Source organism: Psychrobacter nivimaris, from assembly GCF_043419765.1.
GTDB lineage: Bacteria > Pseudomonadota > Gammaproteobacteria > Pseudomonadales > Moraxellaceae > Psychrobacter.
In genome coordinates, this window is the sequence record NZ_JBHOFX010000004.1 from 31,218 (window position 1) to 50,032 (window position 18,815).

13 protein-coding genes are annotated in these 18,815 nt (G+C 42.1%); 10 read left to right on the top strand and 3 right to left on the bottom strand.

What is annotated here, in order from left to right; translation table 11 throughout:
• The first annotated feature begins 104 nt into the window (after positions 1-104).
• Positions 105-1,526, top strand: a complete 1,422-nt coding sequence (locus ACHEVO_RS09580) for a glutamate synthase subunit beta (RefSeq protein ID WP_394124755.1) — start codon at positions 105-107, stop codon at positions 1,524-1,526.
• A gap of 289 nt (positions 1,527-1,815) precedes the next feature.
• The gene (locus tag ACHEVO_RS09585) at positions 1,816-3,027 is read left to right on the top strand and encodes an FUSC family protein (RefSeq protein ID WP_201568655.1); all 1,212 of its coding nucleotides are present in this window, start codon (positions 1,816-1,818) and stop codon (positions 3,025-3,027) included.
• A gap of 83 nt (positions 3,028-3,110) precedes the next feature.
• On the opposite strand, the gene ACHEVO_RS09590 is transcribed toward ACHEVO_RS09585, so the two are convergent.
• Positions 3,111-4,244, bottom strand: a complete 1,134-nt coding sequence (locus ACHEVO_RS09590; RefSeq protein WP_394124756.1) for an ABC transporter substrate-binding protein — start codon at positions 4,242-4,244, stop codon at positions 3,111-3,113.
• Between the two features lie 376 nt (positions 4,245-4,620).
• Here ACHEVO_RS09590 and ACHEVO_RS09595 point away from each other — a divergent pair, with 376 nt between their 5' ends.
• Positions 4,621-5,448 (top strand): 3-oxoacyl-ACP reductase, encoded by an 828-nt coding sequence (locus ACHEVO_RS09595; RefSeq protein WP_394124757.1) that lies wholly within the window; start codon positions 4,621-4,623, stop codon positions 5,446-5,448.
• Between the two features lie 199 nt (positions 5,449-5,647).
• On the opposite strand, the gene ACHEVO_RS09600 is transcribed toward ACHEVO_RS09595, so the two are convergent.
• Positions 5,648-6,478 (bottom strand): Cof-type HAD-IIB family hydrolase, encoded by an 831-nt coding sequence (locus ACHEVO_RS09600; protein WP_394124758.1) that lies wholly within the window; start codon positions 6,476-6,478, stop codon positions 5,648-5,650.
• A gap of 299 nt (positions 6,479-6,777) precedes the next feature.
• On the opposite strand from ACHEVO_RS09600, the gene ACHEVO_RS09605 reads away from it, so the two are divergent.
• The 4 genes from ACHEVO_RS09605 to ACHEVO_RS09620 all read left to right on the top strand — a co-directional run bounded on the left by ACHEVO_RS09605 (position 6,778) and on the right by ACHEVO_RS09620 (position 9,648).
• A complete protein-coding gene (locus ACHEVO_RS09605) occupies positions 6,778-7,284 on the top strand; it encodes a hypothetical protein (RefSeq protein ID WP_394124759.1) in 507 nt (168 codons plus the stop codon).
• Between the two features lie 451 nt (positions 7,285-7,735).
• Positions 7,736-8,209: a BLUF domain-containing protein gene (locus ACHEVO_RS09610; protein WP_394124760.1), complete on the top strand. Its 474-nt coding sequence runs from the start codon at positions 7,736-7,738 to the stop codon at positions 8,207-8,209.
• 372 nt (positions 8,210-8,581) lie between these two features.
• Positions 8,582-9,061: a BLUF domain-containing protein gene (locus ACHEVO_RS09615; RefSeq protein WP_191114249.1), complete on the top strand. Its 480-nt coding sequence runs from the start codon at positions 8,582-8,584 to the stop codon at positions 9,059-9,061.
• Between the two features lie 107 nt (positions 9,062-9,168).
• Positions 9,169-9,648 carry a BLUF domain-containing protein gene (locus ACHEVO_RS09620; protein ID WP_394124761.1) on the top strand — a complete coding sequence of 160 codons (480 nt, stop codon included), beginning with the start codon at positions 9,169-9,171 and terminating at the stop codon, positions 9,646-9,648.
• A gap of 127 nt (positions 9,649-9,775) precedes the next feature.
• On the opposite strand, the gene parC is transcribed toward ACHEVO_RS09620, so the two are convergent.
• Entirely contained in the window at positions 9,776-12,082 is a 2,307-nt protein-coding gene (parC, locus tag ACHEVO_RS09625) for a DNA topoisomerase IV subunit A (RefSeq protein ID WP_394124762.1), read from the bottom strand.
• A 457-nt stretch (positions 12,083-12,539) separates the two neighbouring features.
• Between parC and ACHEVO_RS09630 the strand changes: the two genes are divergently transcribed.
• The 3 genes from ACHEVO_RS09630 to ACHEVO_RS09640 all read left to right on the top strand — a co-directional run bounded on the left by ACHEVO_RS09630 (position 12,540) and on the right by ACHEVO_RS09640 (position 18,723).
• Positions 12,540-14,333, top strand: coding sequence for a vWA domain-containing protein (locus ACHEVO_RS09630; RefSeq protein ID WP_394124763.1), 1,794 nt, complete (start codon positions 12,540-12,542; stop codon positions 14,331-14,333).
• Between the two features lie 353 nt (positions 14,334-14,686).
• Positions 14,687-16,414: an AMP-binding protein gene (locus ACHEVO_RS09635; RefSeq protein ID WP_394124764.1), complete on the top strand. Its 1,728-nt coding sequence runs from the start codon at positions 14,687-14,689 to the stop codon at positions 16,412-16,414.
• A gap of 509 nt (positions 16,415-16,923) precedes the next feature.
• Positions 16,924-18,723, top strand: a complete 1,800-nt coding sequence (locus ACHEVO_RS09640; protein WP_290178603.1) for an AMP-binding protein — start codon at positions 16,924-16,926, stop codon at positions 18,721-18,723.
• The last annotated feature ends 92 nt before the right edge of the window (positions 18,724-18,815 follow it).

An 18,815-nucleotide genomic window follows, 5' to 3' on the forward strand; every position in this document is an offset into this window, starting at 1 on the left:
AGGTACGTGACAGCAGCGATATATGTCTTAAATTTTAGACAAACCAAACATCGCTGACTGTCGCCACCCACTGCAAAAGAGCCTTATATAAAAGAGATAGCACCATGGCAAAACGCTTAGAAAATAACTTCCAGTTTTTAGATGTACCAAGATTTGATCCAACCAAAAAAGACATTGCAACGCGTTCAACAGAGTTTGTTGAAATTTATAAACCTTTCGAAAACGAAGCCGTTGCTCAGCAAGCGCATCGTTGTCTTGAGTGTGGCAACCCGTACTGCGAATGGAAATGTCCAGTACACAACTATATTCCTAACTGGCTAAAACTGGCCACAGAAGGCCAGATATTTCAGGCAGCTGAATTGTGCCACCGTACCAATACCTTGCCTGAAGTGTGCGGACGAGTTTGCCCACAAGATCGTCTATGTGAAGGCGCTTGTACGTTAAATGATGGTTTTGGTGCAGTGACCATTGGTAATGTTGAAAAATATATCAACGATACTGCGTTTGCACTTGGTTGGCGTCCAGATATGTCTGAAGTCGTTTGGACAGATAAAAAAGTCGCTATCATTGGTGCAGGACCAGCAGGTCTGGGTTGCGCGGATATCTTGGTTAGAAATGGCGTCAAACCAGTTGTCTTTGATAAGCGCCCTGAGATTGGTGGCTTACTGACATTCGGTATTCCTGAATTCAAAATGGAAAAAGACGTCATGCGCAATCGCCGTGTGATCTTTGAAGACATGGGTATCGAATTCCGTTTAGAGACAGAGATTGGTACAGACGTCATGATTGATGAGCTATTGGCTGAGTATGACGCGGTATTTATGGGTATGGGTACATACACCTATATGCGTGGCGGCTTCGCTGGTGAAGAGCTGACAGGCGTCTACGATGCGTTAGATTACCTGATTGCCAACGTGAACCGTTGCAATGACTGGGAAAAAGACGCTGAAGAGTACATCGACTTTAAAGGTAAAAAGGTGGTGGTACTTGGTGGCGGCGATACAGCAATGGACTGTAACCGTACCAGTATCCGTCAAGGCGCCGAAAAAGTAGTTTGTGCCTATCGCCGTGACGAAGAAAACATGCCGGGTTCACGCCGCGAAGTGGTCAATGCTCGCGAGGAAGGCGTCGAGTTCTTATTTAATCGTCAGCCAACCGAAATCATTGGCTTAAACGGTAAAGTTAACGGCGTAAAAGTTGTTACTACTCAGTTAGGCGCACCAGACAACCGTGGTCGTCAACGCCCTGAGCCAATTCCTAATTCTGAAGAGATCATCCCATGTGATGCAGTCATCATGGCCTTTGGTTTTAGACCAAGTCCTGCTGATTGGTTTGAGTCTCAGCAAGTGGGGATGGACAGCTCTGGTCGCGTATTAGCAGCCGAAAAGCAAACCTTCAAATTCCAGACTCAAAATCCTAAAATCTTCGCTGGTGGCGATATGGTGCGCGGTTCTGACTTGGTTGTGACCGCGATTTGGGAAGGTCGTGAAGCTGCGGAAGGTATTTTAGACTACCTAGAAGTATAATACGCTAGCGCAATAGACTATTACTCATTCACACTGATGCAGTTCTCAATGAACAATTTGTTGAGTCATTTGATAAATAATCTTCAATAGCGTAGATTTCAATATAGTGTGCTAGGATATTTTTTATAACGCCTTTTACCTGTGAATAATGGGTAAAAGGCGTTATTTTTTGCCCGTCATTTTGCTGATAGAATATCCATTTATACTTACCCTTAGTTATTGAGATATTTTAATAATCCTTTACTAAAATATCTCACCTAAATATTCCACCCAAAAAGAGTAGCCTTGCGTGAAACCCACCCTTTATCAGCGTATTACTGCTCCATTTGTCGAACCTTATGTTCGCTACCAACATGCAGATATCCTACATGCCACCCGCCTAGGTACAGCTGTGATATTGGCCCTATTGGTCAATAAAATCACCAATCTTCCGCACGGTGAATGGACGACTATTACCGTATTTATCATTCTAGGGTTATTGCAATACCAAGGCGCTATTTATACTAAGGCGAAAGAGCGCGTAATCGGTACTTTGTTAGGTATTGGTACTGCGCTTGGGGTGTTATGGTTTAATCAAAATGCAGGTGCATGGCTATGGGTGGATTATGCCCTCATTGGTCTGCTCAGTGGCATTATTGGCTATCTAGCCGTCAGACAGCTTGGGTATACAGGACTGTTAACGGGTATCACTATGTTGATGATTGTCTCTGATTTAGGCAATAACAGCATTGGTCAAGATGGTATCTACCGCGCGTTAAATATCTTACTGGGGACAGGCGTTTCGGTAGCAGTGACGCTGATTTTACCGCTCAAATCAACGTTGATGTGGCGGTTCTTATTGAGTAGTAACCTTGACGCTTGTAGTAGTCTCTATGCAGGCGTAGGTCATCATATTGACGCAACGGATGGAGTGGTGGACGACTCTGTTCAAAAGTTAAACCCCGTGGCTTTTCCTGTTAAGGAAGTACCCGTTGATAGGGCATTGGTCACAGCGTTACAGCAGATCAATAAACGCTTGCTAGCCGTGCGACCCCATATCGCTGCGACAGCCAGTGAGTCAGGTATCGAAAAAGAAACGTTAGAGACGATTCAACGTACCCACCGTAATATTATCGGGACGATTGATTTACTACTAAGTGCGGCACCGCGCTTGGCAAATATCGAAATTGATGAAGAAAATCATGTTTTATTGGTACATTATCAGCATGAGCTAACCCAAGCGATGCAGCATATGGCAGCGGTATTACGTAGTCCAAGTGACGAAGTATTCCGGCCCATTACCCGTATTGCTGTCTCGGAGTATCCAAGCGTACAGCACCTAGCATTTGAGTGGCAGGGCTATTTTTGGTTGACACAAACCTTGCAGACTCAGTTGCAGCAGCTGAGTGATTTATTACAAACATCGAAGCCGCATTGGTTTGCTGCATCTGGTCTAGGCTATCAGCGCCGCGAGCAGCGCCGGATGAAAGAGCAGGGCGGCGAAACAGATTTACATTTATAACGAACAAAAAAACGCTGACCATTTAGGATCAGCGTTTTTACTTTAGAAGACTACTTTAATTTTAAAGTGCTAAATCAAAACTATTAACGACCAGTCTTTAGCTTATCCCAATACTGTTGATACACTTGCAACGCTTCGTCGCCCACATCTTCTTGGAACTCAGCTTTTGCCAGTACTTCTTTGGAAGGATAAATCGTTGGGTTGTTTTGGACACTCTCATCCATCAGCTCACGCGCTGCTATATTTGGTGATGCGTAGCCGATCTCTTCGCTGACAATTTTTGCATTTTCAGGACGTAATAAGTAATCAATAAATTTATGTGCTGCATCAACTTGCTTGGCATTTTTTGGAATGACAAAGTTGTCCATCCATAAGATAGCGCCTTCGGTTGGATACTTATAAACCAAGCTAGTCAAACCTTCGTCATTGGCCATGACTGCTTCACCATTCCATGTCATACCAAGCGCAGTCTCACCTTCGATATATGGCATACGCGTCGCATCAGAGTTAAAAGTTTTGACGTTTGGCATCAACGTGGTGAGCTTATCGTAAGCGGCTTCGATTTCTTCAGGATTGCTACTATTACCTGAGTAGCCAAGGGTCAGCAGTGCCATACCAAAGACTTCGCGCACGTCGTTAGTCAGCATCACCTGACCCTTATACTTAGGATCCCATAGGTCATTCCAGCTATTGACAGTTTTCGGATCGACACTGTCACCGTTAATGGCTAGACCAGTGCTGCCCCACATATAAGGAATAGAGTATTTGTTGTCAGGATCGACTTTGGTATTGGTAAATGAGGTATCAAGGTTTTTGAAATTGCTCAATTTAGATTTGTCTAGCTCTTGTAGTAGTCCTTCTTTCGCCATCTTTTCAACATAATAAGTTGATGGAATGGCTAAGTCATACTGGCTCGAATCATCGAGTAGTTTGAGCTTGGCATACATCGCTTCGTTGGAGTCAAACGTGGTGTAATTAACTGAGATGCCAGTCTCTTCTTCAAAACCATCTAAAATCTCTTGCGGCATATATTCTGACCAGTTGTAAAGGTTCAGCGTCTCATTGCTCGCCGCAGCGCTGCCATCCGCTGCATTATCAGAGTTGCTACAGCTGGCAAGCACCAAGCCGACAGCCGCCGCTAATAATGCTTTTGGCACTATGCGACCGACACTAGCCGAAGTGTGAGTAGTTGGATGGGACGACGATAAATGGGTCAAAATATCTCTCCTAAATAAAGATAATGCAAATCAGAAAAATTCAATAAAAAAGCCAAAAAGATACAAGCCTAACATGGCCAATAAAACTATTATGGTCATTAATTTATGCAATTTAAAGGGTTGTTATTAAGGTAATACTCAACAATACTAATAAAAATAGCCAGTTGGGCTAATGAGATGAGTAGCAAAACTAATTTAATGACAGCTAATTTTGGGTAGAATTGCTAGCGAGCTGCTAACGTCGAATCGAAAAAAGATAGCATATAACCATGCTATGATTGGTGCAGGCCGAAAGTATGACGAACATCATCTAAGCAGATATCAGCCTTTGGCTCTAAGACACCAACCATACCATAATAATAAAGGATACAGCACAATGACCGAAAGTACCTCAACTCAAAACGCTTTGAATCAAAGCCGCTCAGTTATACCGGCATTGCTTACGGATAAAGTCGCCATAGTCACTGGTGCCAGTCGTGGACTTGGTGCACAGATTGCACAGCAAATGGCAGCAGCAGGTGCTATCGTTTGCGTTAACTACCTCAATAGTAAACAGGCTGCTGAGGCAGTAGTGGCTGATATCATAGAGACAGGCGGTCAAGCATTTGCTTATCAGGCGAATGTCACCGAGCTTGAGCAAGTACAAGCCATGGCAACTGAAGTCATCACTCGTTATGGTCGTATTGATATATTGGTCAATAATGCATTGCCGAATTATCAGTTTAATCCAAGCGCTGCGTACACCAGTATTGAGACCGTAAAGTGGTCGCACTTTTCGCAACAAATGGACGGTATTGTTAAAGGTGCGGTCAATATGGTGCAAGCAGTGCTTCCGCAAATGAAAGCGCAGCAAGTAGGTAAAATTATTAATATCTCAACCAATCTTGTCTACAACCCAGTGGTTACCTATTATGATTACACCACGGCTAAATCAGCATTAATTGGGCTAACGCGCAATCTCGCGAGCGAACTTGGACAGTATGGTATTCGGGTTAATTTGCTAGCAGGTGGCTTATTAAAAACCACCGACGCAAGCAGCTTAACCACTGAAGAGGTATTTGATTATATCGCGACTACAACACCGCTGCGCCAAGCGACTTCAGTAGCTGACTTTGCCAATTCAGTATTGCTCATGGCATCTGATTTGAGCATGGCTATTACTGGACAGTCTATCGCTGTTGATGGTGGCTTGACGATGCCTTAATTGAGGCCTTAACTGATGCCTTAATGCTCTATTGGATTTGTAGAAGAAAAAATGATCGTCAAGGTATTGGAGTCATCACCGCTACAGTTTTTATTTGAATCGTTTATATAAAATTAGCCCATAGCAAAAAGCCCTTACTACTCGGTTAGTAGGGGCTTTTTTTAAATAAATATTAATGGCTTTATGTGCCTGAACAGTCTTACGACTTCATTGCTAACTGATTAAGCACGGTTTGGATACCATACTCTTCAATCGTCCCAGTGACGAAGTCAGCACGTTCTATTAAAGCTGGCTGCGCATCTCCCATGGCCACAGCAAATCCAACCAAGTCGAACATTTCTAGATCATTCATACCATCACCAAATGCCATACACTCGCTTGCATCTACCGCATAGTACTCGCATACATCTTTGATACCGCGCGCTTTTGACGCATCTACTGGCAATATATCGGCACCAATCTGATGCCAATGTACCAGCTTTAAATCATACTGAGCAAAGTCGATGTCCTGCATTTTTTCTTGCTGATTGTTAAAAAATACCGAGCACTGATAGACGGTATTTGTTTTGTAGTACTCAGGGTCAAGGATCGAATTGGGCGTGACAGCATTGAACTCGCGTAAACGTTCATTTTCACCTGACCAAGCGATATGAGTGGCAGAGTCAAACTTATGAATCAAATCACTCTGTTGGCACAGGCGTACGATTTTATCTGTCTGTTCAGCAGTTAAAGGGTAGTGGCTGATTCGGCCGCTTTTATCAAAACTGTATTGTCCATTCATACAAATAATGGCGTCCAATATATCTGCATCAAGCAACGCTAAAATGTCTTCAGGCAATATGGCTTTAGAGCGGCCAGTCGAAATCACTAGTTTAATATCGGTATCTGCAAGCTGCTCAAGCGTCGTTTTATTGTGTTCAGCGATAATGCCGTTACGGCTCAAGGTATCATCGATGTCAAAAAAGATGATTTTTGGGGTCGAGATCTTAGTAGTCATACTTTCTTTGGCAATCTTATCTTCGATAAACATGATGATCCTATTATTTTTAATCGTGTAGATACAATGATTCAGATATTACTACAACATACCCAATCAGATAAATACCTATCGAGTAACCTACGATGCTACAAATACGCTTATTGAGACAGTATTTGCATGTAGCCTGTAGAACCGCTCATTGCTTGTCCAGAGGATTAACAAAAATGCTAAACGATATGATTAACTTAACCGTGTTTATTTATTATAAAGTTATATTCAATTATCAAAACTAATCTACGAAATAAGATGGACTATCGTTATTAATGCATCAGCTATCTAAAGGAACAAGTATGAACTTTTTCACCTTAAAATCGGTTACAGTTTTGGCAACAGTAGCTTTATCTGCTAACGCTTTTGCAATGGATGTTAAATTTAATGATGCTGCTTGGGATGGCAAGAAAATACCTGAGGGGCAGCAATGTCTGAATTATGAGGGTAAAAGCCCAGCCACACCTAGCATGACTGTTTCAAACATTCCGGCAGGCGCGGAAAGCTTGGTGCTCGTCTACAACGATGTAAGTAACAAACGTATGCAGCATGGTGGCCATGGCATTGTCGAGTTTGCACTACCAGAGGGTGCTACGAGCGCAGAAGTGCCACGAGTATTTGGTCATACTTACGAAGTACCAGTAGGTATTGAGATGGTCGCAGAATACCGTAACCGCAAAGGTGAGGCGGGCGGTGCATATAAGCCGCCTTGCTCTGGCGGCAAGAACCATCTGTATACGGTAGATGTACAAGCATGGCAGGGCGATTCGGTACTTGCTGAAACAACAGTTGAGATGGGTCGTTATTGATACGTTAGCTATTCAATTAATATGCAACAATTAGTATGCAACAAAGCCGTCTATACAAAACTGTTTATACATAGCGTAGATGGCTTTTTATTGAGGGCAGGTTATGTTTGATATACCTATAAATACGCTAATTTAATAAACATGATAGACCCTGATAAATGCTTGTAGAGTTTAGTCTATAAGTAAACATGACTTAGTCATATAAGGGCGTTGAGGCAGGGCTATAGGAGAATATAGATTAGGCTTGTTAACTATTGGAATAATGCCAAGATACTGAACGTGACAACTTTGTAGTATAATTTTACTACTATGGATATCGGTATGCTATATCATTGAAACTTCTATGTTATAAATCTAAAAAAATCATAGCAAATGATAAAAAACGTTATTAATTATACTTTATCTTAAAGTATACCTTGATTTAAGTGAATTTTTATAAATAAGGTTTCTTATGAACATAACGACAAGCCAACCTTCAGAAGATAGAAAAAGGCATGGCGAACATATTCTTATCCACATGACATATATCGCCAAAAATGTCGATCTAGATTCTGGGATTGAGCTGACTCGCGCACTTGAGTACTGGCGCAGATATTTTGAAGAAAACGATATCGTTTCAGCTTTAGTCATTAGTGAAGGTTATTTCGTTCAAAGTTTTCAAGGAACAAGACCTGCTATCAATACTGCCTTGGAAAAGATACTTGACGAGCATTCCACCATTGTCCCTAATATTGTGAATATAGAGGAAATAGAATCGCGCCAATGGAATGGGTTCTTAGTTAAACATCTAACCTCAAGCGTTGAAGATGAAGAGCATGCCCTAAAGAACTTTTCAGCAGGCTCTGACTACAATCCTTACCTAATGAAAAGCTCTCAGATTGAAAGCTTTTTGAAAGCGATATTTGAAGATGCGGAATCTAATTAATTTTAAATGAGTGGCATTTATTTCTTGAATATTTGCCTCTTATAGTTGTTAGTAGCACTTGCCCTAGCTAGAATAGAAAAGCCGTCCATACGTTTGTATAGGCGGCTTTTTATTGAAAGCAAGTTAGCAGTATCGGTACAGGATGTTTTCTTAGCAATTGGACAGAATATTGGCGGATGTTCATAAGTGACTATTCATACCTGACTCTTGCAGGATTTAACTACTAAAAATTACCTAGTGATATCTGTTTTTGTCATGTTATTTTAAGGTATGAATGATAAGAAACTGGTCAATTACCAAGAGTTTTATTGATTATACTTTATGATAAAGTGTATATTAATTTATATACCTATTATATAAATGGATTTTCTTATGCAAATAACGACAAGTCAAACTTCAGAAAATAGGAAAAGACATGGCGAGCATCTGCTGATTAGCCTAACGTATATCGGTAAAAATATCGAAATGAAAACAGGTATAGAGTTGACTCGTGCTCTTGAACAGTGGCGAAGATACTTTGAGGAAAGTGGGTTAGTTGCAGCGCTTGTGATCAATGACGGTTACTTTGTTCAAAACATTCAAGGTTCAAGACCGGCGGTTAACGCTGCTCTAGCGAAGATAATTGATGAGCATTTCAAGATTATTCCTAATGTTGTCAAGGTTGAAGAAATAGAAGCGCTTCGGTGGGATGGGTTCGTAACCAAACACCTGACGGAAAGTGCCGAAGATGAGGAGTATGCCTTAAAAAGTTTCTCAGCAGGTTTTGATTTCAATCCTTATCTAATGAAAAGTACTCAGATTGAAAGCTTTTTGACAGCGATATTTGAAGGTGCTGAATCCGATAGGTTTTAGATGAGTAGCATTTACATATCATCAGAGTCATCTATTTTAATTGGCGTAAAAAAGCCGTCTATAAAGTATCTTTTGATTTAGATAATTTTTTATAAATAAGGTTTCTTATGCGTATCACTACCAGCCAACCTTTAGAAGATAGAAAAAGACACGGTGGGCATATTATTCTCAGCCTAACCTATATTGGCAGAAATAGTGACAGTAATAATGGAATAGAGTTGGCTCGTCTTCTTGAGGAATGGCGAAGGAATAATGAAAAAAGTGGTGTAACCTCGGCGCTTGTCGTGAATGACAATTACTTTATTCAAAATATTGAAGGTCCAAGATTTATTATCAATGAAATACTAGTTAAATTGATCAATGAGTATTCTTACCTAGTACCCCAACTCAGTGAGATTGAGGAAGTAGAGGAACGTAGGTGGGATGGATTTTTAATAAAATATTTAACATCCAGTGCAGAAGACGAAGAATATATTCTAAAAAGCTTTTCAGCAGGTGCTGACTTTAATCCTTATCTAATGAAAAGTACTCAGATTACAAGCTTCCTGAAAGTGATCTTTGAGGATGCTGTATCTAATAATTCTTAAATAATTTCTCTATTTTGAGTAGCGTAGAAAAGCCGCCTATACTGTGTATGGGCGGCTTTTTGATAGGAGCTATTTAATTTTATCAGCTAAATTTTGAACTAGGATTTCCAAAATTTAACTAGTCAAACTACCCAACTTCAACACTCGTCACATTCTGAAAGCCTCTTGGCAATTGACCACCACGATTACCACGAACACCCGTATAGTTAGCCAGATCATTTGGCTTGAGTGTCACATGGCGTTTGCCAGCAGTAATGACAAGGCTATCTTGCTGACTAAGTGGTGTGATAGCGAGCACTTCCTCACCCTTTTTCAGTTTGATAAGTTTATTCCCTTTACCGCGAGCTTGTTCAGGCAAATCATCAAGGGCAAATATCAGTAGATACCCTGCATTGGTCGCGACAGCAACATAATCAGGTGTCACACGCACATTGCTATTTTCACCTTCTGTATTAGCGGCCGTCTCTACTGGCGCATCGATACGTGCGACAGGGAGCAGTCGACTGTCAGATGCTAGGTTAATAACGTTTTTACCTGCTTTTTGATTACTATCGAGATTGCCAATGGTATTGATAAAACCATAACCTGCTGAGCTGGCAAGGATAATACGTTGATCGTTATCACCCGTTAGTAGCTGCTCAAAGCTAGCGCCTGCTGGCGGCTTTAACACACTGGTTAGCGGATCACCTTGACCACGTGCAGATGCTAAGTTATGCGCATCGATACTATAGCTGCGTCCCGTACTATCGAGTACGTAAATCCTTTCGTTTGATTTGCCGCGCACGTGCGCTTGATAGCTGTCACCTGAGCGGTAACTCATACCAGCGGCATCGACATCATGGCCCTTGGCGGCACGAATCCAACCTGCCTTTGATAAGATGGCAGTGACCGGCTCACTCGGTACGAGGTCTGACTCTTTTAGTGCCTGAGCTTCTTCGCGTTCTGCTAATGGCGACACACGCTCATTACCGTGTTCTTTCATATCGGCGGTAAGCTCATCGATCATCAGATTGGTTAGACTGTCTGGATTGTCTAAGTACTCTTGAATGATGGCACGTTCGGCAGCGAGTTCATCTTGCTCGCGACGCAGCTCAATTTCCTCTAATTTTGCCAACTGACGCAAACGAATATCCAAGATAGCATTGGCTTGAATGTCAGTCAGGTCATAGTCCTGCATCAAGGTCGCTTTTGGATCGTCCTCTTCACGAATGATGCGAATCACTTCATCAATATTCAGATAAGCAATCAGCAAGCCCGCCAAGATATGCAAGCGTTTATCAATTTTATCTAGGCGATACTGCAGACGGCGTGTGACTACTGAACGGCGACAGATTAACCATTCTTCCAAGACTTCCTTTAAGTTTTTTACCTGCGGCTTACCATTTAAGCCAATCATATTCATATTGACGCGGTAATTGCTTTCTAGGTCAGTACTGGCAAATAGATGACTCATGACACGATCGACATCGACTCGCGTTGAGCGCAACTCAAGGACGATACGACAAGCGTTTTCGTGATCTGATTCATCGTGAATGTCGGTCACCCAAGGCAGCTTCTTATCAGTCATAAGCTTAGCAATTTGCTCTTGGATTTTGTTGCCTGAAACTTGGTAAGGAAGCGCATCAATGATGACGAGATTCTTTTCTTTAGAGTCAACATGAAAGGTGGCGCGCATCTTATAACTGCCGCGTCCAGTCTCGTACATCGCTTGCAAATCTTTTTTGCTGGTGATGATTTCCGCTGGTGTCGGTAGGTCAGGTGCGGGTATCGATTGGGTAAGCTGCTTGATCGATAGTTCAGGATTTTTAAGCAATCGAATAGCCGCGCGTACCACTTCATTAAGGTTATGCGGCGGAATATCCGTTGCCATACCAACCGCGATACCTGTCGTACCGTTTAATAAAATATTAGGCAGGCGGGCAGGTAGGGTAGTTGGCTCTTGCATCGTACCATCGAAGTTATCTTGCCAATCGACCGTGCCTTGACCCAATTCTGCCAGCAACGTATTGGCATAAGCTGACATTTTGGCTTCGGTATAACGCATCGCGGCAAAAGATTTCGGATCATCTGGGCTACCCCAGTTACCTTGACCAGTGATGAGTGGATAGCGATAGCTGAACGGCTGAGCCATCAGTACCATCGCTTCATAACATGCACTATCACCATGCGGATGATATTTACCCAATACGTCACCGACCGTACGTGCAGACTTTTTTGCCTTAGCAGATGACTTTAGCCCAAGCTCGCTCATGGCATAGACGATGCGACGCTGGACAGGTTTTAGACCGTCAGCGATATTTGGCAACGCCCGATCCATGATGACGTACATGGCATAGTTGAGATAGGCTTGTTCAGTGAACTCTGCGACTGAACGAGTATCCATCGGCTCATTGGGAATAATTGGGGCGATCGTATGATCAATAACATCAGACATAAAATAGGATTCACTTATCAGTTTTAATAGGTATAGATAATTGGTTCAAGCATACAAATAGGATAGTGCTATCGTAAAGGATATTGCACCAATTAAAAAGACGTATGTCAGAATATACGACATCTCGTGACGTGCTTAAAACAAGCGCTTATAGGAGTTTTTTCTACTGTGGTGATTCATAGCTTTTATAGATTAAATTAAGTATAGTAAATCTAATATTTGTTTTTTATATGGTTAATAAATATCTTAAGATTGAATCATTTTTATTTAGGATATCTTGTCTGTCATTAGTCTAAAAACAGTAGGTTCAAAATAGTTTTACTTCAAAATTAATGGTTGAAAGTATGACAGCTAATAGACTAAATAAGGCGACTGATTTGCCTATTTAAATAGCGTTAACCATATATTGACACGGACAAGTCGCTACTGAATTATCTTACAATAAGGAATTTCTGTTATGTCATTTGACTCTTTATCTAAAACTTCAGCCTCTACCATACTAAGAAATGAAAATAAGCACCTAGGGAAAAACGCTACTAGAAATGTGCTGTTGATTACTGCTATAGCCAGTCTAGGATTGACAGCCTGTAGCCCCTCACAAATGAGCAAAACGCTACCAGCCGAGACAAGCAGCACAGTCAATCAAGATGCAGCAGTGGTGTCAGAGTCTATCATGGCGTCACCCAGTGTTAAGCCCTCAGTCATCAGCCAACAAATGATGATACGTTCTGCGGCGCAGACAGGTATCGTACGCCCATTACCGAGCATCATAGTCACGCCAAAAGCAAAAGACAACTATCAAAAAAACGCAGCCAATCCTGTACGTCGAACTACGGATATGGCGGTATCCACTTTGTCTATCGATACCGATACGGGCAGCTACGCCAATGTGCGCCGCTACCTAAACGAGGGTCAACTACCACCTGTTAATGCCGTACGGGTAGAGGAATTGATTAATTATTTTAACTATCAATTTGATGATGGCAAACGCTTAGGTAGTGCCCCGTTTATTGTGTCAACTGAGGTAGTAGACTCACCTTGGGATAGAGCAGATCAGGATAATAAAATCGTCAAAGTCGGTATCAAAGCCGTTGATGGTAGCTGGTCGCAAAAAACAGACAAGCAATCTATGCCACCTGCCAATCTCGTATTTTTAGTAGATGTCTCAGGCTCTATGTCGTCGCGCGATAAGCTGCCACTGGCACAGTCTTCGCTTAAGCTGTTGACAGAGCAGATGCGCGCCCAAGACAGCATCAGTATCGTGACCTATTCAGGTCGTACTAGTGTGGCGTTGCCTGGGACCAATGGTGACCAAAAAGCAAAAATATTGGCTGCTATCGAGGAGTTGAATGCCTCAGGCTCAACCAATGGGGAAGACGCTCTGAAATTGGCCTACAGGCAAGCTGAACAAGGACTAAAAAAGAACGGTATCAATCGAATCATGATGTTAACGGATGGCGATTTTAACGTTGGTATTAGTGATGTCGATGATATGATGGATTTGGTCAAAGCCAATCGCGATCGCGGTATCTCTTTGTCTACCGTTGGCTTCGGTCGTGGTAATCTGAATGATCACATGATGGAACAGATGGCGGACAACGGCAATGGTAATTACAGCTATATTGACAGCTTAACTGAAGCAAAAAAAGTCTTTGGGGATGAATTAGCCGCGACATTTAACACCGTCGCTAAAGACGTAAAAGTCCAAGTTGAATTTAATCCTGATGTGGTGAGTGAGTGGCGCTTGATTGGTTATGAAAATCGCGTACTGGCTGAAGAAGACTTCAATAATGACAAAATTGATGCAGGTGAGCTTGGGGCAGGTAAAGCAGTTATCGCTTTGTTTGAAGTGACACCAAAAGGTCAAAAAGGGTTATATAGCGATCGCCGTTATGCTGCTAGCAATGCTAGTACTAGTTCGAATAATAAACAGAACTCTAATGAGCTTGGCTATCTAAAAATTCGTTATAAAGCACCGACAGGTGATAGCTCCAAACTGATTAGCCAACCGATTAATAAAGTTAGCCGCGCTTTAAATAAAGCCAGTATCGATACTCAGTTTGCGATGGCAGTAGCAGGATTCGGCCAACGCTTGACTCAAAGCGATTATGTTAATGACTGGCAATACAGTGATAGCACTAAGCTTGCCAAAAGTAGTATCGCAGATAGTCCAAGTAGCGATACTGATGGTACTCGTCGCAACTTTGTGACGTTGACTGAGCTGGCGAGTGCGCTAAAAAATAGCCGATAGTGAACAGTTATCGTGTCGGGATGGTCATTAGGGAGCAGAAGTCAAGGGTCATATTTTCTAATAGCTTGACTGATATTTTATATCTAATATATTGATATTTATAGATATATTGAGCGTCAAGCCTATTTGAGAACTGGTATAGCAATCTTTTGTATTGAGTACTATGTATAAAGTGTGTATGTTAATGAACAAAGGGCTATTTACCGCTATATTGTTCGCTCAGCACTATACAAATATGTCGCAGCCTTGCTTTTTATCATAACGATAGGCAAGACTCTGACGTTTTGTATATTTATCACACTGTGATTGGCGTGGGTTGACGGTAATGTATTATTACTAGGAGAGAAAAGATTATGGAAAATCAAGGAAACTTAACCCGTCGTGACGATAAAGTTTGGCTAAAAACGTATGAAGAACTTGGTCTGGAGTATGACATTGAGTTGCCAGCCGACAATACGTCACTTATCGATATTTTCGAAAAAAGCTTCGCTGAAAATGCTGATAAAACTGCCTATATCTGCATGGGTTCATCGTTAAGCTTCCAAGAAGTAGATTTATACAGCCGTCAAATGGCCGCTTATCTACAGTCATTAGGATTGGTCAAAGGCGATAAAGTTGCGGTCATGATGCCCAACATTTTGCAGTTACCAATCTCTGTCATCGCTGTACTACGTGCAGGCTTTACCTTAGTTAACGTCAACCCTCTGTACACTACCAGAGAGCTTGAGCATCAATTGACCGATTCAGAAGCCAAAGTACTGATCATGGTCGAAAACTTTGCCAAAACCTATCAAGACATCGGTCGCAATGTGGTCGATAAAGTCGTGATTACGGGTATGGGCGATTTAATGGGTACGCTCAAAGGCTTTATGGTTAATACGGTCGTCCGCCATGTCAAGAAAATGGTACCAGACTACAGTATTTCTAATAGCGTTAGTTTTAAAAGTGCATTAAAGCAAGTCACGGCTAGTAAATATAAGCGCCCAACCAATATCACGCTTGATGATATCGCTGTCTTACAGTATACCGGTGGTACGACAGGTGTGGCGAAAGGTGCGATGCTAACGCACAAAAACTTGGTGGCAAACTTAATTCAGTCTAATACCTTTTTGGGCACCGCTTTTGATGATTTCGATCAAAGAGGTGAGCAACCTGTAATTATGACGGCATTGCCGATGTATCATATTTTCTCATTCACCGTATGTGGTATGTTCGGTCTGTATCGCGGTTGTGTTGTATTATTAGTACCAAATCCACGCGATCTTGATAGCTTGTTAAAAGCATATAAAGCCAATCCACCAGCGTTCTTCCCAGCGGTCAACACGTTATTCAACGCACTTGCCAATAACGAAGAATTTATCGCGATGGATCATAGCAAGCTGCGTCAATCGATGGGCGGCGGCATGGCAGTACTGAGCCCAACAGCAGAAAAATGGCGTCAAGTAACTGGTAATATTATCATTCAAGGTTACGGCCTGTCTGAAACAGCACCAGTAGCGACTTCTAACCCTAGTAACAGCAAAACATTCACAGGTACCATTGGTGTACCGATGCCAGCAACAGATGTGGCAATTTTGGATGATGCAGGTAATGAAGTAGCACTTGGTGAGCGCGGTGAGATTAGTGTTCGTGGTCCACAGGTCATGAAAGGTTACTGGAACCGTGAAGATGCTACTGCCGAAGTCATGACAGCAGATGGATTCTTCCGTACTGGTGATATCGGTATCATGGCTGACAACGGATATGTGACCATCGTTGACCGCAAAAAAGATATGATTTTGGTGTCTGGTTTTAACGTTTATCCGAACGAAGTCGAAGAAGTCATGGCTGGCCATCCTAAGATTTTAGAATGTGGCGTCATCGGTATCGAAGACGAGAAAAGCGGTGAGATTCCTAAGATCTATGTTGTCCGTAACGATCCAAGTCTGACTACCGAAGAAGTTCTTGAGTACGGTAAAGAGAACCTAACAGGTTATAAGCGTCCTCGTCGTGTTGAGTTTATTGACGAGCTACCAAAATCGAACGTTGGTAAGATTTTGCGCAAAGATTTACGCGTACTTGAAGAAAAAAACCACGGTTAATTTGCTGATACACGCACCTAGAAAATTGTTTGATAGCTGCGTGTATTAACTAAAGATACTTGTGAAAGTATCGCTCGATTAGATACTGTAGTAACTAAAGTAGTAACCAAAAATGATAAGGCTGCAACCATGCTGTCTTATCATTTTTTTGTCTTTATCGCTTTTGACATTTGCGGATGACAGCTACTATTAATAGAGAATATCTATTAAAACTGCTATAGTGCCCATCGACGTATTTTTGTTTTTGTCCAAAAAATCGTACTGGTTTTGCTTAAGACAACTAGTGAAATCATGGTAGTAAATATCGTTTTCGACTTGGTCGTGCTGAGTGGTAGTATTATTTATCATAGACCCAGTAACACACTTTAATTTGCAAAGCTTATGAATGACAAACCCGATCATACTTATCTATTTCTTATTCATAAGCTTCTGCTGTCAGCAATAATCATAAAAAATGGTGTTTCCATTAGCATATTCAATGTTTTTAACAGTAACATTTAGGGAAAATTATGACGGATAATATTAATAAAAAAACGACAGATAATAGCGCTGCAACTGACGATAAAGCCAATACTACTAACGACGTTTATCAAAGCAATGCGTTTCCTACTATGCCGACCATCGACAGCGATAGTCCGTGGCTGAGCGCTTATGAGCGCTATAGCATCGATGCTACTATCGAGATGCCAGAAGACAATACCTCTCTACTTGATGTGTTCGAGCGCAATTTTAGCCGTTATGGCCAAAAACCTGCCTATATCTGCATGGGCTCATCGATTACTTTTAAGCAATTAGATCTATATAGTCGCCAGATTGCTAGCTATTTGCAGTCAATAGGACTGGTCGCAGGCGATAAAGTTGGGGTAATGATGCCCAACGTCTTGCAGTATCCAGTGGTCGCTTTGGGTATCATTCGAGCAGGGATGGTGTTGGTCAATGTAAATCCTCTATACACCAGTCGTGAGCTGTCACATCAATTGCATGACAGTGGTGCTAAAGCACTATTTATCGTAGAAAACTTTGCCAAAACCTATCAAGAGGCCGAAGACAAAGGTCAGGTAGAGCATGTAGTCGTGTGTACCATTGGCGATATGCTAGGTACGATTAAAGGAGCCGTGGTCAACCTCGTGGCTCGTCATGTCAAAAAGATGATTCCTGCTTATAGCATACCGAATAGTGTGAGCTTCAAGCATGCTCTGAATGCTGAGTCAGCCAGTAAGTACCAGCGCCCTGAGTTAAACTTAAGCGATGTGGCCTTGCTGCAATATACTGGTGGTACGACAGGAGTAGCGAAAGGCGCGATGCTGTCTCACGGCAATTTAGTCGCCAACATGTTACAGGTCAGCGCGCTGATGAACAGTGCATTTGATGATGATATAGATGGTAGAGATGTGATTTTGACCGCACTGCCGCTATATCACGTATTCTCATTTATGGTCTGCGGTATGTGTAGTATGTATCAAGGTTATGCCTCGCTACTCATTCCGAATCCGCGCGATCTTGATGGACTTATCAAAGAGATGGCCAAGTACAAGCCAGCGTTTATTCCTGCGGTGAATACTTTGTTTAACGGCTTAGTACACAAAGATAACTTTGCTGATTTGGACTTTTCTAATCTAAAAGCGTCTATCGGCGGCGGTATGTCAGTATTGCCTAGCGTAGCGAAAGAGTGGCACAAAATCACTGGCCTGCCTATCGTTGAAGGCTATGGCTTGTCAGAGACTTCACCTGTCGTAGCATTTAATCCGATGACTATTGCAGAGTTTACCGGAAAAATCGGTATTCCTGCGCCTAGTACCGATATCGTACTCATTGATGATGACGAAAATATAGTAGCCATGGGCGATCGCGGTGAAATCTGCGTCAAAGGTCCACAGGTTATGATTGGTTATCAGAATCGTCCGAAAGAAACTGCTGAATCCTTTACGGCTAGCGGTTACTTAAAAACGGGCGATATCGGCATCATGGACGAAAAAGGCTTTATCAAAATTGTCGATCGCAAAAAAGACATGATTTTGGTATCTGGTTTCAACGTCTATCCAAACGAAATCGAAGAAGCGATGAGTGAGCATCCAGCAGTCGTAGAATGCGGTGCTATTGGTGTTCCGAACGATGATCGCGGCGAAGAACCAAAACTGTTTGTGGTCAAAAAAGGCGACGTGACTGAAAAAGAGCTACTAGAATATGGCAAAAAACAACTGACTGGCTATAAGCGCCCACGTCATATACAGTTCGTTGACGAATTACCAAAGTCGAACGTTGGCAAAATCCTACGTAAGGAATTGCGTAAGATGGAAGGGTTAGAATAGTTTATATCTGACATTCTGTTGATAACGGTGGCGTAATGGCAGGTGCGAATCTTGCTATTGCGCCGTTGTCACGTTAGGATATCTTAAGATTT